Consider the following 20,903-nt stretch of genomic DNA (forward strand, 5'->3'; position numbering starts at 1 on the left):
AAGGTGGCCCCCGGCGACCGGCGTGGGTCAGGAGCGGTTCTCGATCTCCTCGGCCCGGGCGGCGTCCATGCGCCAGATCACGAAGCAGCCGACGACGGCGACCAGGATCGCCACGGTGCTGATGAGGATCACGCTTGCCATGGGATCTCCTTGAGTGGTGGACCAATAGTTCTACGGTCATGTATAAGTTACTTCAACACGTTTGGCAAGGGTTTTGTGGGAGCGGGAAGGGCAGGGGTGAAGGCAGGCGTGGTGGAGACTGCAGACGTGGTGGACGAGGGATTCAGCATCGGGGTGCTCGCCTCCCGGACCGGGGTCACGCCGGCGGTGCTGCGCACGTGGGAGAACCGGTTCGGCTTCCCGGCCGGCATGCGCTCGCCCGCCGGGCACCGGCGCTTCACCGACGCCGACGTACGACGGGTGCGTGAGGTGCTCGCGGTCCGGGACAGCGGGGTGCCGCTCCAGCTCGCCATCGACGCCGTCGCCCGGCGGGAGGCCGACGGAGCCCCCGAGTCCGTCCACGCCGTCCTGGTCCGCGACTTCCCCGAGCTGCGGCCCCAGCGGCTGGGCCGGCCCGCGCTCGTCGCGGCGTCGTACGCCGTCGAGGACGAGTCGCTCGCCCGCGCCGACCGCCCGGTGGTCCTGGGTGCCTTCCAGAGCGGCTACCGCTTCGGGCGGGCGCGACATCGCTGGGACGAGCTGGCCCGCACGGCGTCATGGAGCGCGGTCGTCGCCGACTTCGCGGACGACGACCTGCCGGCGGACCCGGGTGCCCGGCCCGCGCGGTGCCAGCTCCCGGCTGACTCGCCGCTGAGGCGCGAGTGGGTCGTGATCAGCGTGAGCGCGGGCTTCTCGGCCGTCGTCTCGGCGTGGGAGGTCCCCGCCCGGCCGGGCGAGGAGCCGGCCTACGAGTCGGTGATCAGCACGCACCGTCCCGTCGCCCTCGCCGCGGCGCGCGCGGTCGTCGCGACGGCCAGGGCGACCGGAGCGCAGGTGCCGGACGCGGTCGAGGCGCTCATCAACGACGTCACACCGCGCGCCGCCACGCCGGCGGTCGAGGCCGACCGGGTGTGGCTGCGGGCGCTGGGGCACCTCGACCCGCCGCGCTGAGAGGCCTCGCGAGGCCCTTACTTCGCCAGGAAGTAGACCGCCACGAGGATCGCGAGCGCCGCGATGATGGCGACGGGCACGAGGGTCACCATCAGGGGGCGGCCGCTCTGGTTGCTCGGGTCGACCTGGTCGGGCTCGTGTCGGGGGTCCATCACCGTGGAGTACCCCCGTGGACGCGCCGTCATGCGCACCGACGCGAGAACGGCCGGTCCCGTCGTGCGTGACGACGGGACCGGCCGTTGGTCCCCGAACTGCTCCGAGGATCAGCCCTTGAAGGCGTCCTTGATCTTCTCGCCGGCCTGCTTGACGTTGGCGCCCATCTGGTCGCCCTTGCCCTCGGCCTCGAGCTGCTCGTCGTCGGTCGCCTTGCCGGCGGCCTCCTTGGCCTTGCCCTTGAGCTCGTCGCCCTTGTTGTCGATCTTGTCGTCCAGACCCATCGTGTGAACCCTTTCCTCGGTGGAACGGTCAGTGGTTGCGGAGAGCGTCGATCAGCTCGTCCTTCGACATCGACGACCGGCCCTCGATGTCGAGCTCGGCGGCGCGCGTGCGCAGCTCGTCGACGGTGCGGTCCTCGTAGTCCTGCGCCTCGCCGCCGCGGTGGCCCACCTCGGAGCGGCCCTGGGCCGCGGACGCGTTGGCGATGCGGGCGGCCTTCTCCTTGCTCGCGCCGTCGTCGCGCAGCGCCTCGTAGACCGCGGGGTCCTTGACCGACGGTCCCGGATCCTTCCGTTTCTCAGCCATGTCTCCCACCGTGCCACCGGGGTGGTGAGGGCGGTTCACCCGTGGGGGGGTGTGCCGATCCGAGCCCGTGAGTAGCGTCCGGAGGATGCCCGAGACACCTTCCGAGGGGACGCGCGAGGAGACCGAGGACGAGCGCGCCGACCGCAACTGGAACGAGCTGCTCCAGGAGCTGCGGGTCAGCCAGACAGGCGTGCAGCTGCTGGCCGGCTTCCTCGTCACCCTGCCGTTCCAGGAGCGCTTCGAGGACCTCGACGCCTTCCAGCGCGGGTGGTACGTCGGCCTGCTCGGGCTCGCGCTCGGCACGGTCGGGGTGATGCTCTCTCCGGTCGCGATCCACCGCCGGGTGTTCCAGGAGGGCGCCAAGCCCGAGCTCGTCCAGGCCGGGCACCGGATGACGGTGGTCGCGCTGGGCCTCATCGGCGTGCTGCTGGGCGGGATCGCCTTCCTCGTGATCGACATGGTCTACGACCGAGCCGCCGCCGCGGCAGGCGCCGTCGTCGCCTTCCTCGTCCTCGTCGGCCTCCTGGTGGCGCTGCCCGCCCGCGTCGCACCTCGCTGAGTCCGCGCTGAGCCCGCGCCGGCACGGCGCCCGCCCGCTGCCGTGCGGCACACTCCGGGTGTGGAGCTGCGACCGGTCGGGGTGCTGGCGGTCGTCGGTGTGCTCGCGTTCGCGGGGTGCACCGGGTCGCCCGGCCGCACCGACGAGCCCGTGCGCGTGACCGTGAGCTGGACCGAGCGGACGCTGCCCGCGCCCGCGGGGGCACCCGGCCGGACCGTGGTCCGGGACGCCGTCGGGTGCGGGGACGGCTGGTGGGTCGTCGGCGCCGTCTTCCTCGACCGTCCGACCGAGACCCGCGACACCCGCCCCGCGGCCTGGTTCTCCCCCGACCGCACGACGTGGGCGTCCGTCGCGGTCGACGCGTCGACGTACTGGGGGAGGCGAGCAATCCTCAACTCGGTCGCGTGCTCGCGGGGGCGCATCGCGGTGGTGGGGGCCCGGTCCGGGGGCGCGCACGGCAACCCCCGTGTCACCACCTTCCGGCTCGAGGGCGACCGGCTCGTCGACGTGTCCGCCGTCTTCACCCAGTACGGCGGGGTCACCGCGACCAACGTCGGTCCAATTGCTGGCGGCCCGCCCGGCTGGCTGATCACCGGCAACCGTCTCTCCGGGCCGGGAGTGTGGTTCACCGACGACCCGCGCGGGTTCACCCGGGTCGAGGGCGAGCCGGGGCTCACCGACGACGGGGACCTGGAGTCGCTGGCCCAGGGCGCGGGCTGGTCGGGGGAGGAGTGGGTGCTGGTCGGCGCCGGCGCCCGCACCGGGCGCCACCTCGACCAGGACCCGCTCGCCTGGACTTCGCGCGACGCACTGGCGTGGACGCCCGAGGAGATGCCGGCCGCGGACGGAGTGCAGGACGTGCACCGCGTCGTGGCGCTCGACGACGACCGCGTCCTGGCGGTCGGCCGCAGCGGGGACGGCTTCGCCGCGTGGGTGCGCGACGACGACGGCTGGGGCGACGCGGTGCCGTTCGGGAGGATCGCGGACTCGTGGCGCGGAGCACCCTACGTGGCATCGCTGGTGCGCACGTCCGTCGGCGTGCTCGCCACGGTCAGCACCGGTGACCGCTACCAGCTGTGGCAGACCGGCGACGGCCGGGACTGGCGGCAGGTCGCCGTACCGCTGGAGCCGCAGACGGCCGGCGACCACACCCTGGTCGCCGCGGAGGGCGACGACCTGCTCCTCGTGGGCGACGCCGGCGACGGCGGCCACGTGTGGAGCGGGGCGGTCGCTCCCACCGGCTAGCCACGCCGCGAGGCGTCGACCGGACCAGTGGTCCAGTCCGTTGTGGCGCTCGCCACGCGGGAGCACGGGCCGGTTCGGTAACAAACCGGTCACGGCTGCGATCCGGTATGGACGTGACCACCATCACTCCATATGTTGTGCCGAACAACATATGCGCGGAGGCATGGCGACCTGCCACCGACGTGCGATCGAAATCGCTAGGAGGCGGTTCGTGTGAAGCGGAAGCACAGTTTGGTCCTGGTCCCCCTGCTCGGTCTCTCGATGGCGCTCACCGCCTGCGGTGGCGACGACGGGGACTCGGGTGACTCCGGCAGCGGCAACGACGGCGGCAGCAGCGCGGCCGACGGCAAGATCGGCGTGATCCTGCCCGACACCGAGTCCTCGGTGCGCTGGGAGAGCGCGGACCGCCCGGCGCTGGAGGCGGCCTTCGAGGAGGCCGGTGTCGAGTACGACATCCAGAACGCCGAGGGCGATGCGGAGCGGATGACCCAGATCGCCGACACCATGATCGGCAACGGCGTGACGGTCCTCGCGATCGTCAACCTCGACTCCGAGTCCGGCGCGGCCATCCAGGAGAAGGCCAAGTCGCAGGGCGTCGCGACCATCGACTACGACCGCCTCACCCTCGGCGGCTCGGCGGAGTACTACGTCTCCTTCGACAACACCGTCGTCGGCGAGCTGCAGGGCCAGGGCCTCGCGGACTGCCTCGGCGACAAGAAGGCGAACATCGTCTACCTCAACGGCTCGCCCACCGACAACAACGCGACGCTGTTCGCCGAGGGCGCCCACAGCGTGCTCGACGAGATCAGCAACTACACCGTCGTCGGCGAGCAGGCGGTCCCGGACTGGGACAACGAGGAGGCGGCCACGATCTTCCAGCAGCTCTACACCGCGGCTGATGGCAAGGTCGATGGCGTGCTCGCGGCCAACGACGGCCTCGGTGGCGCGGCCATCAGCATCCTCGAGGGCAACGGCCAGGCCGGCAAGGTCCCGGTCACCGGCCAGGACGCCACGGTCGAGGGCCTGCAGAACGTGCTCGCCGGCACCCAGTGCATGACGGTCTACAAGTCGGCCACCCAGGAGGCCAACGCCCTCGCCGACGCCGCCATCGCGCTGGTCAACGGCGAGGAGGCCCAGACCACCGGCACCACGGTCGACTCCTCCGACGACAGCGAGGTCCCCTCGATCCTGCTCGAGCCGCAGGCCATCACCAAGGACAACGTCGGCGACGTGATCGACGACGGCGGCCAGAAGCTCGAGGACGTGTGCGCCGGCAAGTTCGCCGACCTGTGCACCGAGGCCGGCATCTCCTGATCCCGATCAGGACGGCCTGACCCTCGGCGGAACGCGACGCCCGGGCTGGAGGACCCGGCCCGGGCGTCGTTCCCGTCGTCTCGCACAACAAATTCTGCTGATCGGAAGTGGGACCCATGGTTCAACCGCTGCTCGAGCTGCGCGGCGTCAACAAGAGCTTCGGCGTGGTGCACGTCCTCCACGACGTGGACTTCGCCGTCTACCCCGGACAGGTGACCGCCCTCGTGGGCGACAACGGCGCCGGCAAGTCGACGCTCGTCAAGATCATCGCCGGCATCTACGGCCGCGACAGCGGTGACTACTTCTTCGAGGGCAACAAGGTCGAGGTGCACGGTCCGCGCGACGTCGCCGGCCTCGGCGTCGAGGTCGTCTACCAGGACCTCGCCCTCTGCGACAACCTCGACATCGTCCAGAACATGTTCCTCGGCCGCGAGGAGACCAAGGGGCTCGGCCTCGACGAGGTCACCATGGAGTCCCGCGCCCGCGAGACGCTCTCGTCGCTCTCCGTGCGCACCGTCAAGTCCGTGCGCCAGAGCGTCGCCAGCCTCTCCGGCGGCCAGCGCCAGACGGTCGCGATCGCGAAGGCCGTGCTCTGGAACTCCAAGGTCGTCCTCCTCGACGAGCCGACCGCCGCCCTCGGTGTGGCCCAGACCCGCCAGGTGCTCGACCTCGTACGACGCCTCGCGGACCGTGGCCTCGGCGTCGTCCTGATCTCGCACAACATGGGCGACGTCTTCGAGGTCGCCGACCGCATCACCGCGCTCTACCTCGGGCGAGTGGCCGCTGACGTGCCTGCCAAGGACGTCTCCCACAGCCAGGTCGTCGAGCTGATCACCGCCGGACGCTCCGGGGACCTCGGCATCGCCGAGAACCCGTCGACCGCGACCGTCTGAAGGAGCCGACATGACTGACATGACCGACGTCCCCACCCCTGACGCCGCCGGCGGCACCGCGCCGAGCCCCGCCTCCCGCGGAGCCAGCGGCTTCGACAACGACAACCGGCAGGCGGCCTCGATCCGCGACTCCGCCCGGGACTACCTCGACCGCCTCCGCGGCGGCGACATGGGCTCCCTGCCCGCGATCCTCGGCCTGGTCTTCCTGTTCATCGTCTTCAGCTCGCTGCACGACCGCTTCCTGACGACCTACAACATGGCCAACCTGGTGATCCAGGCCGGTTCGATCATCGTGCTCGCCATGGGCATCGTGTTCGTCCTGCTGCTGGGCGAGATCGACCTGTCCGCCGGCGTGGCCGGCGGCGCAGCGGCGACGATCATCGCGCTGATGCTCATCGACTACGACTGGACCTGGTGGGCGGCGACCCTCGCCGGCGTCGCCGCCGGTGCGGTGATCGGCCTGGCGATCGGCGCCCTGGTCGCCTTCCTCGGCATCCCGTCGTTCGTGGTGACCCTCGCGTTCTTCCTGGCGCTGCAGGCCATCCCGCTCAAGCTGATCGGCTCGGGTGGCTCGCTGCGGTTCAACGACGAGGTGCTGCGCGGACTGTCGATCAAGAACGTGCCGGTCACCGCGGGCTGGATCGCCGCGGTCCTCATCGTCGCGGGCTTCGCGGCGATGTCGCTGTGGAGCTACCGCACCCTCTCGGCCAAGGGCCTGGTGCACCAGCCGCTCGGCCTGGTCATCCTCCGGATCGTCGTGCTGGGTGCGATCGTCCTCGGCGTCACCGCCCTGCTCAGCGCCAACCGCGCGCCGAACCCGGCGCTGTTCAACATCAGCGGCATCCCGTGGGTGCTCCCGGTGGTCGTCGTGCTGCTGCTGTTCTGGACCTTCGTGCTGACCCGCACGCGGTTCGGCCGGCACCTCTACGCCGTCGGCGGCAACGCCGAGGCCGCTCGCCGCGCCGGCATCAACGTCAACCGCGTCAAGATCGCCGCGTTCGTCATCTGCACCTCGATGGCGGCCCTCAGCGGGCTGCTCGCCGCGTCGTACACCGGCAAGGTCTCGCCGGGCTCCGGCGGCGGCAACGAGCTGCTGTACGCCGTCGGCGCCGCGGTCATCGGCGGCACCAGCCTCTTCGGTGGTCGTGGTCGAGCGATCGACGCGGTGATCGGTGGCCTGGTGATCGCGACGATCCCCAACGGCCTCGGCCTGCTCAACCAGGCGAGCTACATCAACTTCCTCGTCACCGGTGGCGTGCTGCTGCTGGCCGCGAGCGTGGATGCGGTGTCGCGTCGTCGTCGTTCCTCGGCCGGCGTCTAGGTCACCCTCATGAGCCCGCAGCGGCGCGCGGGCCTCGGGACCAATCAAGAGGCCGTCCGGCGCCACAACCTCGGCACGCTGCTGAGGCACGTCCACGGGGCCGGCCAGATCTCGCGCGCCGAGCTGACCAGCCTGATGGGGCTCAACCGCAGCACCATCGCCGGTCTGGTCGGCGAGCTGGAGTCGCTCGGGATCTCCGAGCGGGCCACGCCCGTGGGCGGGCCCCGGCAGGGAGCCGGGCGCCCGTCCGCCGGGGTGCGGATCGCGGCCGAGGGACCGTTCGTGATCGCCGTCGACCTCGGCGTCGACCGGGCCGTGGTCGCGCGTGTCGGGCTCGGTGGCCGGGTGCTGGAGCGGGCCCAGGCCCCGGTGAACAGCGACGGCGAGGCCTGGCAGGTCGGCGCCTCGGTGGCCGCCCTCATCCGCCGGGTCGTCGAGGGCGCGCCGCCCGCCGCCCCGCTGGTCGGCATCGGCATCAGCGTCCCCGGCCTGGTCCGGCGCAGCGACGGGCTCATCCGGCTGGCGCCGAACCTGGAGTGGCACGACGTCTCTTTCGGCGGCATCGTGCTGGCCGCCCTGGGTCTCGACGTCCCGGTCTCGCTCGCCAACGACGCCGACCTGGGTGCGCTCGCCGAGCACATCCGCGGCGCGGGCGTCGGCGTCGACGACCTGATCTACGTCTCGGGCAACGTCGGCGTCGGTGCCGGGGTGATCACCGGTGGAGTCCGGCTCGAGGGCGCCGGCGGGTACGCCGGTGAGGTGGGACACCTGCGGTTCAACCCGCAGGGCCGGCCGTGCCACTGCGGCAACCGCGGCTGCTGGGAGACCGAGGTCGGCGGGCACGCCATCGCCGAGGCCATCACGTGCCCACCCGACAAGGTCGCCCAGCTCGACGAGGTCCTCGAGGGCTACACCACGCCGACCCCGGAGCTTCGGGCGACCGGCACCGCCCTCGGGCACGGCCTGGCCAGCATCGTCAACACCTTCAACCCGAGGCTGATCGTGCTGGGCGGCTACTTCCGCACGCTCTACCCGCTCGTGGGAGCCGAGGTGAACGCCGGGCTCGCCGATCGCGCGCTGCCCGCGCCGCTGGAGTCGGTCACCCTGACCCTGCCCGGGCTGGGCTCCGACTCCCCGCTGCTGGGTGCGGCCGAGATCGCCCTCGAGCCGCTCTTCGTCGACCCCGTCGCCGCGCTGGGCTCAGCGCTCGTCGACGTGGGCTCGCTGCTCGCGGTCTGACGACCACCCGTCGGGCTCGGCGAGGTCGAGCTCGCCGGAGAACACCGGGCCCAGCGACTGCTCGGCCGCGCCGAGGGCGGCGGCCTGGATCCCCAGCGTGCTCAGCCGCAGCTCCGGGCGGACCTGCACCGCGGAGGCCAGCCGCTCGTCGAGGGTGCGCCGGGCAGGTCCCAGGACGAGCTCACCGAGGGGTGCGAAGTAGCCGCCGAGCACGACCACCTCGGGGTCGAGCACGCTGCTGAGCATGGCCAGGCCGAGGCCGATGTCGTGGCCCACGCGCTCGAGGCCCGCCCGTACGGCGGGGTCGCCGGCGGCGCGGGCCGCGACCGCCTCCGCGGTGCGCAGGGGCGTGTCGAGCTCGGGCATCCCGACCGCGGCCAGCATCGCGTGCAGGCCCACCGACGCCTCCCAGCACCCGCGGCGGCCGCAGCCGCACGGGGCGGTGGAGTCGCCGACCGGCATGTGGCCGACCTCGCCGGCGAACCCGGCGCCACCGCGCATCAGCTCGCCGTCCTGGACGATCCCGGCGCCGATGCCGACGGTGCCGGTCAGGTAGAGCGCGTGCGCGACCCCGACGGCGGCGCCGTGGTGCGACTCGGCGTACGCCGCGCAGTTGGCGTCGTTGCTCACCTGCAGCTCGCCCCCGGGCAGGAGGTCGGCGACCGCGTCGGCCAACCCGGCACCCTCGACCCCGAGGTTGGGCGCCCACGCCACCGTGCGGTCGTCCCCGCGCACCAGCGCCGGCACCGCGAGGGTGGTGCCGACCAGGACCCGGCCCGGGCCGGCGTGCGCGGTGACCGCGTCGCGGGCCAGGTCGAGCAGCGCGCCGGGCGCGGCCGGACGGCTCTCGCTCAGGACCACCTGCCCCGCGAGGTCGAGCACCACGGCGGACACGTAGTCGACGTTGAGCTCGAGGCCGAGGGCGACGAAGCGGTCGCCCCTCAGCCCCACCGGACGCCCCGGCCGTCCGCGGACACCCGGGCGCGAGCCGCCCTCGGCGACCGCGCCGGCCGCCTCGAGGTCGGAGACGATCACGCTGATCGTCGCCTTGGCGAGGCCGGTCAGCTTGGCCAGCTCGGCGCGGGTCGACGGACCCTGCTGGCGCAGGGCGCGGAGCACCACCGCCGTGTTCTGCCGACGCAGCCCCTCGGTCCCGGCCGTCGGCTTCGCCGGCCCGGGCGAGGCGCTGGTCACCGGACGGCTCAGCGGACGCCGTAGAGGTGCTCGAGCGCGAGCTGGTCCAGGTGCTCGGTCGCCGCGCCGAGCCGGCCCAGCGCGTCCGGGTCGGGGAGCTGCCAGTCCAGCAGCTGCTGCCAGCCCTCGCCGTCGCCGAGCGTCGGCTGGGCGAGCTCGGGCAGCCGGGCCGCCTCGAGTGCCGCCTGCACCTCCGGGTCGGCGCGGAACGCCTTCACCTTCTCGCGCAGGATCAGGTAGTTGCGCATGTTGGCGGCGGCGCTGACCCACACGCCGTCCTCGTCCTCGATGCGGGAGGGCTTGTAGTCGAAGTGGACCGGTCCGTCGTACCCGCCGGCCAGCAGCGCGTCGACGACCCAGAACGCGCCGCGCACGTTGCCGGCGCCGAAGCGCAGGTCCTGGTCGTACTTCGGGCCGTTCTGGCCGTTGAGGTCGATGTGGTAGAGCTTGCCCTGCCACAGCGCCTGGGCGTAGCCGGCCGCGGCGTTCATGCCGGCCATCTCCTCGTGCCCGATCTCGGGGTTCACGCCGACGAGCTCGGGACGCTCCAGCTGCTCGATGAAGGCCAGCGCGTGCCCGATCGTCGGGAGCAGGATGTCGCCGCGCGGCTCGTTGGGCTTCGGCTCGATGGCGAAGCGCAGGTCGTAGCCCTGGTCGACGACGTACTGGCCGAGGAGGTCGAAGGCCTCCTTCATCCGGTCGAGCGCGACGCGGGTGTCCTGCGAGGCGCCGTACTCCGCGCCCTCGCGGCCACCCCAGGCGACGTAGACCTTCGCGCCGAGCTCGGCGGCGAGGTCGACGTTGCGCATCACCTTGCGCAGCGCGAAGCGGCGGATGTCGCGGTTGTTGTTGGTGAAGCCGCCGGCCTTGAAGACCGGGTGGCTGAACAGGTTGGTCGTCGCGGTGGTGACCACCAGCCCGGTGTCGGCGAGGCCCTTCTTGAAGCGGTCGATGATCGCCTGGCGGGTGGCGTCGTCGCTGCCGAACGGGATCACGTCGTCGTCGTGGAAGTTCACGCCGTAGGCGCCGAGCTCGGCGAGCTTCTCGAGGGCGTGCACGGTGTCCATCGGCGGACGGGTCGCGCCGCCGAACGGGTCCACGCCCTGCCAGCCGACGGTCCAGAGGCCGAAGGAGAACTTGTCCTCGGGGGTGGGGGTGGGGATCTCGATGCTCATCGGGGTTGCCTTCCGGTCAGGTGGTGGAGGTGGTGTCGGTCCAGGTGTCGGTGCGCTCGCGCAGGACGGCGTACGCCTCGCGGACGTGCGGCGTGGGGTCGGCCTCGAGGACGGTGGTCTCGGGGGCCGGCCACTGCGGCGGCTCGGCCGTCCCGGCGAGCGCCCAGGCCGCCTGCCGGGCCGCGCCGAGGGCGACGTACTCCGAGGGCGGGGGCAGCGCGACGGGCGCCCCGAGGACGGCCGGGGCGAGTGCGCGCAGGGCTGCGCTGCGCGTCGCCCCGCCGACCATCAGCAGTCGACGCGGCTGCTCGCCGGTGGCCGCCACGAGGCGGTCGACGGCGTCGGCGAGCGAGCAGAGGAGCGACTCGTACGCCGCCCGCGCGAGGTCGGCGCGGGTGGTGGCAGGCGTGAGGCCGGTCCAGGTGCCGACGGCGTCCGGGCGGTTGGGGCTGCGCTCGCCGCCGTAGTAGGGGAGGAGGGTGACGCCGCCGGCGCCGGCGGTGGACTCGAGGGCGAGGTCGGCGAGCCCGTCGTGGTCGACGCCCAGCCACCGCGCCTGCAGGTCGAGGACCCCGGCGGCGTTCATGGTGGTGACCATCGGCAGGAAGCCGCCGCTGGCGTCGGCGAAGCCGGTGACCACGCCGGTGCCGTCGGCGACCGCTGTGGCGCTGACCGCCGAGGCCACGCCCGACGTGCCGACCGAGACGAGCACGTCGCCGGGGCGGAGGGCCATGCCGAGCGCGGCGCCCATGTTGTCGCCCGTCCCGCCGGCGAGCAGGGCACCGGAGGCGGTCTGCCCGGCGGACGTGCCGGGAGCGACCAGGCGGGGGAGGGCGGCGTCGTGGCCGAGCGCGAGCGCGAGGAGGTCGGGGCGCCACTCGTCGCTGCGGGTGGCGAAGTAGCCGGTGCCGGAGGCGTCGCCGCGGTCGGTGAAGGCCTCGGTGCCGGGGGCGGCGAGGTGGTGCGAGACGTGGTCGTGGGGCAGCCGGACGCTCGCCACCTCCGCGGCCCGCTCGGGCTCGTGGTCGCGCAGCCAGCGCAGCTTCGCCGACGTGAACGACGCGACCAGGACGCTGCCGATCGCGTCGGCGCACGCCTGCGGGCCGCCCATCTCGTCGATCAGGTCGCGGGCAGCCTGCGCCGAGCGGGTGTCGTTCCACAGCAACGCGTCGCGGACCGGCGTGCCGGACTCGTCGAGGGCGACCATGCCGTGCTGCTGGCCGGCCACGGCGACCGCGTCGGCCCGCTCGAGCAGGCCCTCGGTCGCGGCGTCGACCGCGTCCAGCCAGGCCGTCGGGTCGACCTCCGTTCCGGGCGGGTGCGGCGCGCTGCGCTGGTCGACCACGGTGCCGTCGTCGGCGTCCACGAGCAACGCCTTGGTCGACTGGGTCGAGGAGTCGATGCCGAGCACGAGAGCCACGTCACTATTAAGTACGAGACTCGAACTAAAGTCAACAGCGGGTCCAGCTACATTGAGGGCGCGAGTAACCTAAAGGTGTTAGGTTAGCGTCGACTGATCGAAGGGAGACGTCATGCCGCGAGCCGGACTGACCAGCGACCGCGTGACGCGGGCCGCGGCGGACCTCGCGGACGAGGTCGGGCTCGACGCCGTCACGCTGTCCGCGCTGGCGAGGTCGTTCGGTGTCGCCGTGCCCAGCCTCTACGCCCACGTCCGCAGCTCCGCAGACGTCCGGACCCGGGTCGCGCTCCTGGCCCTGGAGGAGACGGCCGAGCGGGCGGCCGAGGCGCTGGCCGGTGTCAGCGGGCGCGACGCGCTCGCCGCCCTGGGCGGGGTGTGGCGGGACTACGCCGTGCACCACCCGGGTCGGTACGCCGCCACCCGCCTCCCGCTCGACGCCCAGACCGCCGGCCGCAGCGCCGGACCGCGCCACGCCGAGCTCACCCGCGCCGTGCTCCGCGGCTACCGGCTCGGTGACGCCGACGCCACCCACGCCGTGCGGCTGCTGGGCGCGACCTTCCACGGCTACGCAGCGCTCGACGCCGCCGGCGCCTTCGGCCACGGCACGGCCGTCCCCACCTCCGACGAGACGTGGGAGCGGGTGCTCGACGGCCTCGACACCCTCATCCGATCCTGGGAGACCACATGACCGACCTGCCCGCCCTCGTCCGCGGCGCGATCGAGCTCGAGCACACCGAGCGGGGCCTGCTGCCGCACCGCCTGCCCGCCTGGGCGCGAGCGCAGACCGACGACCCGCAGCTCCACCTCGTCGAGGCGCAGCCCGCCGGCGTACGGCTCGCGATGCGCACCGCCGCCACCCGTCTCGAGCTCGACGTGCTGCCCACCAAGCGGGTCTACGCCGGCGTCCCCGCGCGCCCGGACGGCACCTACGAGGTGCTCGTGGACGGCGAGGTCGTGCAGCGGCTGACCGCGGCCGGCGGCGACGTGCTGCTCGTGGACATGATGACCGGGGCCAGCACCCACCAGCCGGGCGAGCCGACGACGCTGGTCGTCGACCTGCCGGCCGGCGAGAAGGACGTGGAGGTGTGGCTGCCCCACGACGAGCAGACCACGCTGGTCGACCTGCGGGCCGACGCGCCCGTCGAGCCGCTCCCCGTCACGCTCCCGCGGTGGGTGCACCACGGGAGCTCGATCAGCCACGGGTCCGTGGCGACGTACCCCACCGAGACCTGGCCGGTCGTCGCGGCCCGCCTGGCCGGGCTGGACCTGGTCAACCTCGGCTACGGCGGCAGCGCGCTGCTCGACCCGTTCGTCGCCCGCACCATCCGCGACACCCCGGCCGACCTGATCAGCCTCAAGCTCGGCATCAACCTCGTCAACCAGGACCTGGTGCGCCGCCGTGCCCTCGGCCCGGCCGTCCACGGCTACCTCGACACGATCCGCGACGGCCACCCCGACACCCCGATCCGCCTCGTCTCGCCGATCTTCTGCGGCATGCACGAGTCCGTGCCGGGCCCGACGGGCGTCGACATGTCCGGCATCGCCGAGGGAAGGGTGGGGTTCGTCGCCGAGGGCGACCCGGACGCCGTGGCTCGCGGCGGCCTCAGCCTCGAGGTCGTCCGTGAGGTGCTGGCCGAGGTCGTCGAGCGCCGCGCGGACCCGCACCTGACCTACGTCGACGGGCTCGCGCTCTACGGCGCGGTCGACGCCGAGCGGCTCCCGCTGCCCGACGACCTGCACCCCGACTCCGCCACCCACCGGCTGATCGGCGAGCGGTTCGCGGCGCTGGACGGCTGGCGGCAGCCCTAGCATCGGCACCATGGCTCGCTACGGCGCACAGTTCGGCCCCTACGTCACCTTCCTGGGCGTGCCCGCCTGCGACCTCGACGACGAGTCGTCGTACGCCGGGGCGGACGTCGTGGTCGTCGGCGCCCCCTTCGACGGAGGTACGTCGCACCGGCCGGGCACGCGCTTCGGCCCGCAGGCGATCCGGATGACCGACTACCTGCCCCACGACGGCTCGCGACCGTCGCTGGCGCTGCGCACGGACGGGCTCCAGGACCTGCGGGTCGTCGACGCGGGCGACGTCGAGATGCCGCCGGGCGACATCGAGCGGGCCCTCGGCGTGCTGGAGGCTGCGGTCGAGAAGGTGGCCCGCGCGGGTGCGATCCCCGTCGTGCTCGGCGGCGACCACTCGATCGCCTACCCCGACGCCAAGGGCGTGGCCAACGCGCTCGGCCACGGCCGGGTCTCGATGATCCACTTCGACGCGCACGCCGACACCGGCGACATCGAGTTCGGCTCCCTGTGGGGCCACGGCCAGCCGATGCGCCGGCTCATCGAGTCGGGCGCGCTGCGCGGCGACCGCTTCCTGCAGGTCGGGCTGCGCGGCTACTGGCCCGGCCCCGAGACGCTCGACTGGATGGCCGCGGAGCGGATGCGGTCCTACGAGATGACCGAGATCGTCCACCGTGGCCTGTCGGAGTGCCTCACCGAGGCGTTCGGGATCGCCACCGACGAGTGCGAGGGCGTCTTCCTCTCCGTCGACATCGACGTGTGCGACCCGGGCCACGCACCGGGCACCGGCACGCCCGAGCCCGGCGGCCTCTCCGCGCGCGAGCTCCTCGACTCCGTACGCCGGATCTGCCTCGAGCTGCCGGTCGTCGGCATCGACGTCGTCGAGGTCAGCCCGCCCTACGACCACGCCGACATCACCGCCGCCCTCGCCAACCGGGTCGTGCTCGAGGCGCTGTCCGCGATCGCCCGCAAGCGTCGCGACGAGCGCGACGGCACCACCTGGGACCCGGCGACACCGCTCCTCGACCGCTAGGCCCGGAGCAGTACCTGGACGTAGGTGCGGGCCACCGCCTCGGCGTCGACGTCCACCACGACGTCGACCACGCGGCCGTCCGCCGCCTCGGTGAGGTGGGCCCCGACGAAGCCGATCCGTCGCTGTTCGACGGCGAACAGGTCGGCATGGGTGAGGAGGACGAGCGCGCCCGCGTCCCCGATCAGGTGCGACCTCCGCACCGCCAGCAGCTCACCCGCCAGACGGGCGGGCGGCCGGTCCGACCGCAGGAGCCGGTCGACGTCGGCCGGGGCGACGCAGACCTGCTCGAAGACGTCGATGACGTAGAGCGTCGTCGGGCGGCCGCACGCCAGGGTCCGAGCGGTGGCGTCCTGGTCGTGGCTGGCGTTGAGCTCGGGCGGTTCCTCGATCGCCAGCTCCCCTCCCACCAGGACGACCTCGGCTGCCGCGCTCGCCATCGCGGGCAGGTCGGTCATCGGCGCCAGGCCGAGGAGGGTGAAAGGCCCGCCGGCCGCCGCCTGCCGGACGACGGCCTCGACGCCCTGCGCCGGGGCGACGTCGGGGGCGGGCACCGACACCACGCCGAGCCCGCCGGGTCCGTGGTTCGTCGGTCCGGTCCGCGGGCCGGCGCCGGTCGAGGTCCGGGCCGCGCCGACCGCGACCGGCACCTCGCCCGCCCCCGCCAGCGCCAGCACCGCGGCGGAGTTGCGGGCGGCCACCTCGACCGGCACGTTGCCCGCGACCGCGGCCACGCCGCACAGGTCCAGCGCCGGGCTGGCGACGGCGTACAGCAGGGCGAGGGCGTCGTCGATCCCGGTGTCGACGTCGAGCACGACGCGGGTCGGAGGCCTCATCCGGCCACCGTACGGTCCTCTGCTCCGAGCGGATCCGCGGCGAGCAGAACGCCCTGTGGGGCCGCGGGCCGCGCCACGCTGGCGGCATGACCATCACCACTTCCGAGCGCATCGAGGACGAGCTCGTCCGCCGCCTCATGCACCAGCGCATCATCGTCCTCGGCGAGGAGCTGCGCGAGGCCAACGGCAACCGGCTGATGCACCAGCTGCTGCTGCTCTCCGCCGAGGACCCGCGCGCCGACATCAGCCTCTGGATCAACTCGCCGGGCGGGTCGGTGTCGGCGATGCTCGCCATCCACGACGTGATGCGGCTGATCCCCAACGACGTGAGCACGCTCGCGATGGGCATGGCCGCCAGCGCCGGCCAGTTCCTGCTCTCCGCGGGGGCCCCGGGCAAGAGGTACGCCCTGCCGCACTCCCGCGTGCTGTTGCACCAGGGGTCGGCCGGCATCGGTGGCACGGCCGTCGACATCGAGATCCAGGCCGACGACCTGCGCCACACCCGCGACACCGTGCTCGGCCTGGTCGCCGAGCACACCGGCCAGGACCGCGACACCGTCGAGCGCGACTCCCGGCGCGACCGCTGGTTCAGCGCGGAGCAGGCCCTCGACTACGGGTTCGTCGACCAGGTCATCAGCAGCATCGACCACGTCACGCCCGCGAGCGCCCGTCCCGTCGGCCTGGCCGGTGCGCGATGAGCACCTACACGATCCCGTACGTCGTCCAGCAGACGCCGCGCGGCGAGCGGACCCTCGACCTCTACTCCCGCCTGCTGTCCGAGCGCATCGTCTACCTCGGCACCGAGATCGACGACGGCGTGGCCAACGCCGTCATCGCCCAGCTGCTGCACCTCGCGTCGGAGAATCCCGACCTCCCGATCAGCCTCTACCTCAACTCACCCGGCGGCTCCATCGACGCGATGCTGGCCGTCTACGACGCGATGCAGTTCGTCCGGCCCCCCGTCGAGACGGTGTGCGTCGGCCAGGCGTCCTGGACCGCCGCCGTGCTGCTGGCGGGCGGGGCACCGGGCACGCGCGCGATCCTCCCGCACGGCCGGGTGGTGCTGCACCAGCCGGCGACGCAGGGTCGCGGCACGGTGCCCGACCTCATCCTCGAGGCCGACGAGGTCGCCCGGGTCCGGCTCGTCCTCGAGGAGATCCTCGCCGAGCACACCGGGCGCACGCCCGAGCAGATCCGGCAGGACACCGACCGGACGCTCGTGCTCCCGGGCTCGGCAGCCGTCGACTACGGGATCGTCGACACGGTGCTGCGTGAGCAGGGGCCGGCGATCGCCTGACCCGGTGCCCCTCAGGCGGCGAGCGCGAGCGCCTCGGGGCGCGCCGCCCGGGTCGCGAGCTCGCGCAGGCCGAGGTCGAGCGCGCCGGCGATCGCCTGGAGCATCTCCGACGACGGGTCCTTGAGCCCCCGCTCGACCTCGGAGAGGTACTGCATGGAGACCCCCGCCCGCTCCGCCACGTCGACCAGCCGCTCGCCGCGGTCCAGGCGCTCGCGGTGGAGCTCGCGCCCGACCAGCTCACGCCACAGCGGCTCCGGTGCCTCGACAGGTCGGTCCGCTGCCCGCTCGGGGAACCTCACGATCTCGCCCATGTCCCGACGGTAGCCAGCCCGGTGGCGACGCGCCCACGGGTTCTGCTCACAGCAGAACGACTGGAGGTCAGACCCCGAGGCCGAGGAGGCCGAGCGGCTCGGCCATCTCGGTCTCCTCGTAGTCGAAGTGCGACAGCAGGTCGCCGGCGAGGGCCGCGACGGCCCCCACCAGCTCGGCGATGCGCGAGGGGTCGGCGTGCACCGCGAGCGCCAGCTCGTCGAGTCGCTCGAGGTGCTCGTGGATGACGAGGTGCTCCTCGGCGAGCCGCGCCGCCACCGGGGCGTACGCCGGCAGGGTCGCGACGGCGGGGAACATGCTCTGGTCCTCGATGGTGTGGTGCATGGTGAGGAACCGGCAGACCTGGCGGCAGAGCCCCGAGACCTGCTGCGCGGCCAGCTCGGGACCGAGGCGGTGCAGGGCCTCGCGCACCGCGGCGACACCGCTTCCACCGTCGCCCTCCGCGAGCGCCGCGACGGCCGTCGTGAGCTGGGCGAGCTGCTCGCGGAAGTGGTCGTGGACCATCCGCAGGTGGTCGCCGGCCATGCGCTGCCGGGCCGTCAGGTCCACCGACCCGGCGACCCGCGGCCGGGTGGAGTCGTCGATGGGCGGCACGCGCCGAGCCTACGGGCGGCCCGGAAGGACGGGGCCCCCGTCAGAAGTAGTCGCGGACGTGGACCTGGCGACCACCCAGGGCGTGGTCGAGCAGGGGGTCCCAGGTGCTGGGGCCCGCCAGCAGGCCGGCGCTGCGGAGGTTGGCGCACGACTGCGTCCCGGCGAGGCACAGCGCCAGCCCGCGCGCCGTGAGCTCGGCGCCGGCACCGTCCTCGCTGCGCCGACAGGAAGTGGTGCCGGCGTCCGTGGTCAGCAGGTAGGACCCGTCGATGACGCCGAGCGGGTCGGTGACGACGAACGGCACCGAGACCTCGAAGGGGAGGCGGATCCCGCTGAGCGCGGTCGGAACGTCCTCGACACGCAGCATGTATACGTCCTCGAGGGTGACCTTCCAGTCCTTGGTGTGCAGCGCGTAGCGGGCGACATCGGCCCCCGACGTCAGCAGCCGGACCTCCCCGACGACTGCAGCGAACGACCCGATGACGTGCCAGAGCGCCCGGTAGGAGTCGGCGTCGACGGCCAGCACCTCGGCGACGGAGAGGTGGGCGGCGGCGCCGTAGCCCGTGCCTCGGTCCCACGACGCGAACCCGCGCACCACACCCTGCTCGTCCTCGACCACCGTGACGGCCTCGTGGTCGGCCACCCAGTCGTCGTCCGCGACGGCGAACGCCGGTCCGCGGCGGTCGAGTGGTCCGTTCTGGGCGGCTGCCCATGCGTCGTACACGTTGCGGAGCCCCGGTCCGTCCGCCGTCGTGGCGCGGCGGGTGCGGAGGCCGGGAGGACCGGGCGCCATGGTCGCGAGAGCGGCACTCGGCACGACGACCTCGTCGTAGGACCCGATCACCTCGTAGCCCAGGCCGCGGTAGTAGCCGGGTGCGGTGGGGTAGAGCGTGGACAGCGCAGCACCCTGGGCGCGGTGGTGGTCGAGCACCTGGGTGACCAGGCCCCGGGACACCCCGCGGCCCCGGTGCTCGGGCGCCACGACGACGCCCCCGATCCCGACGGTCGGCAGCACCCGGCCCCCGAACCACGACCCGAGCGCGAATCCCTCGACGCGCGCGACGAGCTCCTCGCCGAGGAACGCACCCCACCTCGTGGCGCCGGGCCGCGGTGGTGGTGCGGGGGTGTCGGCGGGCGCGGAGGCTGGATGGCCGAACGCCTCCCGGCCCAGCCGCCGGTGGGCCTCGACGTCGTCCTCGGTCAGCCGGCGGTACTCGTACGTCGTCACCGCCCCACTCTCGGAAGGCGCCGGTTCGGCGTCAACCCGGGACCCACGCTCCATCGCGATCGTCGATCGTGCCGTGGCTCCCGACGGCGGTGTAGGGACGATGCGCGAGCACCTCGATCGAACGGAGCAGGCGATGACCGAGCATGCCGCGCGGTGGGCCGCGCTCCTGCTGGTCTGCGCACTCGGCCTCGCCGGGTGCTCGGAAAACGAGCGGCGCGGCGGTGCGCCCACTCCGGCGGCCGCGTCACCGCAGCCGCGCTGCTTCGCGGCGATGCCGGAGGACGCCCGGACCCGGGAGCTCACGTTCGAGTCGGCCGCGGGAGGCGTCGCCGCCATCGCCTTCCCGGTCGACGGAGCGACCACGGCCATGGTGCTGCTCCACCAGACCGGGGGCCTCGGTGCGTGCGGGTGGGGCCGGTTCGCGACGGCGGCCCAGCAGGCCGGCGTGAGCAGCCTCGCCGTCGACCAGTGCGGCTACGGGCTGAGCACGTGCTCCGACGACGCGGACCAGGCCGGTGTGGTGGAGGCGGCGGTCGAGCGCGCCCGCGTCGATCTCGGGGCCGACCGGGTCGTGCTCGTCGGCGCCTCGATGGGTGGCCACCGTGCCGTGGCGGCGGTGGCCGCGGGCGTCGAGGTCGACGCCTGGGCCGACGTCTCGGGTCCGGACGCGTGGGACGACCGGCGGCTGACCGACCTGCGGTGGCCGCGCCGGTACGACGACCGGGCCCTGGTCGTCTTCGGCGCGGACGAGCCGCCCCACGAGCTGGCGGCCGCGCGCCGCCTCGCCGCGCGCACCGGTGCCCGGCTGGTGGTGCGGCCCGAGGGCCACGGCTACGAGCTGCTCACGACCTACACCGGACGGCTGCTGCCCGCGGGCCGCGAGCTGCTCCGGTTCGTCGACCCGTCGGCCGGCCGCAGCTAGGACCCGCCCCCGGAGTCCGGGAGCACGGCGCGGGGCCCCAGCCGTCGTACCTCCGCCGCTGACTCGCGCGCCCACGCCCCGACCGCCTTCTCCGTCGCGATCCCGGCCCGCAGGGCGAGCAGGTTGTAGAACGCGGCCGGACGGTCGGGGTCCAGCTCGGCCACCGCCTCGCGTCGCTCGTACTCCGCGAGGCGCTCGGCATGGGCGTCGGCGAGGCCGTCGAGGTAGTCGGCCGCCTCCTCGGGGTCGAGGAGCCAGAGCTGGAACACCCGCAGGACCATCTCGTCGCGCGGCTTGCGCGCCGCGGGCGCCCGGAGCCAGTCCTGGAGCGCGCGGACGCCGGTGTCGGTGACGCGGTACTGGATGCGACCCCGCGAGCCGCTCTCGCCGGGCTCCACCAGTCCGTCCCTCTCGAGCTTCTGCAGCTCGGTGTAGACCGCGCCGTGGCTGGCCCACCAGACGTAGTTGAACGTCTGGTCGAACTGCTTGACCAGGTCGTAGCCCGAGGACGGCTTGTGCGCGAGCGCACCCAGGATCGCGAATCGCAACGCCATGCAGGTCATCCGTTCCGGTGGGGGTCAGGCGCAGGGTAGATCATCAGCCACGCTGTGATCCATCTGTGACATGTCATGACTGGACGGTCATCTGCTGACATGTC

General features: G+C 73.4%; 24 protein-coding genes. 13 read left to right on the forward strand and 11 right to left on the reverse strand.

All coding sequences use genetic code 11. From position 1 onward, the window contains the following. The first annotated feature begins 252 nt into the window (after positions 1-252). Positions 253-1,110 (forward strand): DICT sensory domain-containing protein, encoded by an 858-nt coding sequence (locus Q9S36_RS32655; protein ID WP_311288989.1) that lies wholly within the window; start codon positions 253-255, stop codon positions 1,108-1,110. 17 nt (positions 1,111-1,127) lie between these two features. Here the strand turns inward: Q9S36_RS32655 and Q9S36_RS32660 are convergent, their stop codons facing one another. The 3 genes from Q9S36_RS32660 to Q9S36_RS32670 form a co-directional block, all read right to left on the reverse strand. After that, positions 1,128-1,262 (reverse strand): hypothetical protein, encoded by a 135-nt coding sequence (locus tag Q9S36_RS32660; protein WP_311288990.1) that lies wholly within the window; start codon positions 1,260-1,262, stop codon positions 1,128-1,130. A 111-nt stretch (positions 1,263-1,373) separates the two neighbouring features. Next, complete coding sequence (locus Q9S36_RS32665) at positions 1,374-1,547, reverse strand: CsbD family protein (RefSeq protein ID WP_311288991.1); 174 nt, start codon at positions 1,545-1,547, stop codon at positions 1,374-1,376. 28 nt (positions 1,548-1,575) lie between these two features. After that, positions 1,576-1,851, reverse strand: a complete 276-nt coding sequence (locus tag Q9S36_RS32670; protein WP_311288992.1) for a Rho termination factor N-terminal domain-containing protein — start codon at positions 1,849-1,851, stop codon at positions 1,576-1,578. A gap of 85 nt (positions 1,852-1,936) precedes the next feature. Here Q9S36_RS32670 and Q9S36_RS32675 point away from each other — a divergent pair, with 85 nt between their 5' ends. The 6 genes from Q9S36_RS32675 to Q9S36_RS32700 all read left to right on the forward strand — a co-directional run bounded on the left by Q9S36_RS32675 (position 1,937) and on the right by Q9S36_RS32700 (position 8,422). After that, positions 1,937-2,410, forward strand: a complete 474-nt coding sequence (locus Q9S36_RS32675) for a DUF6328 family protein (RefSeq protein WP_311288993.1) — start codon at positions 1,937-1,939, stop codon at positions 2,408-2,410. A gap of 60 nt (positions 2,411-2,470) precedes the next feature. After that, positions 2,471-3,655 (forward strand): hypothetical protein, encoded by a 1,185-nt coding sequence (locus tag Q9S36_RS32680; RefSeq protein ID WP_311288994.1) that lies wholly within the window; start codon positions 2,471-2,473, stop codon positions 3,653-3,655. 213 nt (positions 3,656-3,868) lie between these two features. Next, positions 3,869-4,969, forward strand: a complete 1,101-nt coding sequence (locus Q9S36_RS32685; RefSeq protein WP_311288995.1) for a substrate-binding domain-containing protein — start codon at positions 3,869-3,871, stop codon at positions 4,967-4,969. A 116-nt stretch (positions 4,970-5,085) separates the two neighbouring features. Next, positions 5,086-5,862, forward strand: a complete 777-nt coding sequence (locus tag Q9S36_RS32690) for an ATP-binding cassette domain-containing protein (RefSeq protein ID WP_311288996.1) — start codon at positions 5,086-5,088, stop codon at positions 5,860-5,862. A gap of 10 nt (positions 5,863-5,872) precedes the next feature. Then, the gene (locus Q9S36_RS32695) at positions 5,873-7,183 is read left to right on the forward strand and encodes an ABC transporter permease subunit (RefSeq protein WP_311288997.1); all 1,311 of its coding nucleotides are present in this window, start codon (positions 5,873-5,875) and stop codon (positions 7,181-7,183) included. A gap of 9 nt (positions 7,184-7,192) precedes the next feature. Beyond that, positions 7,193-8,422 carry an ROK family protein gene (locus Q9S36_RS32700; protein ID WP_311288998.1) on the forward strand — a complete coding sequence of 410 codons (1,230 nt, stop codon included), beginning with the start codon at positions 7,193-7,195 and terminating at the stop codon, positions 8,420-8,422. On the opposite strand, the gene Q9S36_RS32705 is transcribed toward Q9S36_RS32700, so the two are convergent. The 3 genes from Q9S36_RS32705 to xylB are packed head-to-tail and all read right to left on the reverse strand — an operon-like array spanning position 8,384 to position 12,211. Then, complete coding sequence (locus Q9S36_RS32705; protein ID WP_311288999.1) at positions 8,384-9,616, reverse strand: ROK family transcriptional regulator; 1,233 nt, start codon at positions 9,614-9,616, stop codon at positions 8,384-8,386. The genes Q9S36_RS32700 and Q9S36_RS32705 overlap by 39 nt on opposite strands. Before the next feature lie 8 nt (positions 9,617-9,624). Further along, positions 9,625-10,791, reverse strand: coding sequence for a xylose isomerase (gene xylA / locus Q9S36_RS32710; RefSeq protein WP_311289000.1), 1,167 nt, complete (start codon positions 10,789-10,791; stop codon positions 9,625-9,627). A gap of 16 nt (positions 10,792-10,807) precedes the next feature. Then, entirely contained in the window at positions 10,808-12,211 is a 1,404-nt protein-coding gene (gene xylB / locus Q9S36_RS32715; RefSeq protein ID WP_311289001.1) for a xylulokinase, read from the reverse strand. Positions 12,212-12,323: 112 nt separating this feature from the next. Between xylB and Q9S36_RS32720 the strand changes: the two genes are divergently transcribed. Genes Q9S36_RS32720 through speB form a run of 3 tightly spaced genes read left to right on the forward strand, consistent with a single transcriptional unit; the run spans position 12,324 to position 15,041 of the window. Continuing rightward, positions 12,324-12,899, forward strand: a complete 576-nt coding sequence (locus tag Q9S36_RS32720; protein ID WP_311289002.1) for a WHG domain-containing protein — start codon at positions 12,324-12,326, stop codon at positions 12,897-12,899. Further along, positions 12,896-14,020, forward strand: a complete 1,125-nt coding sequence (locus Q9S36_RS32725; protein WP_311289003.1) for an SGNH/GDSL hydrolase family protein — start codon at positions 12,896-12,898, stop codon at positions 14,018-14,020. Before Q9S36_RS32720 ends, Q9S36_RS32725 begins: the two co-directional genes overlap by 4 nt. Positions 14,021-14,030: 10 nt before the next feature. Next, positions 14,031-15,041 (forward strand): agmatinase, encoded by a 1,011-nt coding sequence (speB, locus tag Q9S36_RS32730; RefSeq protein WP_311289004.1) that lies wholly within the window; start codon positions 14,031-14,033, stop codon positions 15,039-15,041. Here the strand turns inward: speB and Q9S36_RS32735 are convergent. Continuing rightward, positions 15,038-15,874, reverse strand: coding sequence for a nucleoside hydrolase (locus tag Q9S36_RS32735; protein ID WP_311289005.1), 837 nt, complete (start codon positions 15,872-15,874; stop codon positions 15,038-15,040). The two genes, speB and Q9S36_RS32735, sit on opposite strands and share 4 nt — an antisense overlap. An 86-nt stretch (positions 15,875-15,960) precedes the next feature. On the opposite strand from Q9S36_RS32735, the gene Q9S36_RS32740 reads away from it, so the two are divergent. Then, the gene (locus Q9S36_RS32740; RefSeq protein WP_311289006.1) at positions 15,961-16,572 is read left to right on the forward strand and encodes an ATP-dependent Clp protease proteolytic subunit; all 612 of its coding nucleotides are present in this window, start codon (positions 15,961-15,963) and stop codon (positions 16,570-16,572) included. Then, a complete protein-coding gene (locus tag Q9S36_RS32745) occupies positions 16,569-17,171 on the forward strand; it encodes an ATP-dependent Clp protease proteolytic subunit (protein ID WP_311289007.1) in 603 nt (200 codons plus the stop codon). The genes Q9S36_RS32740 and Q9S36_RS32745 overlap by 4 nt, the downstream gene beginning before the upstream one ends. Before the next feature lie 11 nt (positions 17,172-17,182). Here the strand turns inward: Q9S36_RS32745 and Q9S36_RS32750 are convergent, their stop codons facing one another. From Q9S36_RS32750 to eis, 3 genes are all read right to left on the reverse strand, one after another. Continuing rightward, positions 17,183-17,482, reverse strand: coding sequence for a helix-turn-helix transcriptional regulator (locus Q9S36_RS32750; protein WP_311289008.1), 300 nt, complete (start codon positions 17,480-17,482; stop codon positions 17,183-17,185). A 67-nt stretch (positions 17,483-17,549) separates the two neighbouring features. Further along, positions 17,550-18,095: a hemerythrin domain-containing protein gene (locus tag Q9S36_RS32755; RefSeq protein ID WP_311289009.1), complete on the reverse strand. Its 546-nt coding sequence runs from the start codon at positions 18,093-18,095 to the stop codon at positions 17,550-17,552. Positions 18,096-18,135: 40 nt separating this feature from the next. Beyond that, entirely contained in the window at positions 18,136-19,323 is a 1,188-nt protein-coding gene (gene eis, locus Q9S36_RS32760; protein ID WP_311289010.1) for a GNAT family N-acetyltransferase, read from the reverse strand. Positions 19,324-19,456: 133 nt separating this feature from the next. Between eis and Q9S36_RS32765 the strand changes: the two genes are divergently transcribed. Then, complete coding sequence (locus tag Q9S36_RS32765; RefSeq protein WP_311289011.1) at positions 19,457-20,245, forward strand: hypothetical protein; 789 nt, start codon at positions 19,457-19,459, stop codon at positions 20,243-20,245. On the opposite strand, the gene Q9S36_RS32770 is transcribed toward Q9S36_RS32765, so the two are convergent. Beyond that, positions 20,242-20,799, reverse strand: a complete 558-nt coding sequence (locus Q9S36_RS32770; protein WP_311289012.1) for a PadR family transcriptional regulator — start codon at positions 20,797-20,799, stop codon at positions 20,242-20,244. The two genes, Q9S36_RS32765 and Q9S36_RS32770, sit on opposite strands and share 4 nt — an antisense overlap. Positions 20,800-20,903 lie beyond the last annotated feature (104 nt).

Source organism: Microbacterium sp. ARD31 (assembly GCF_031844425.1).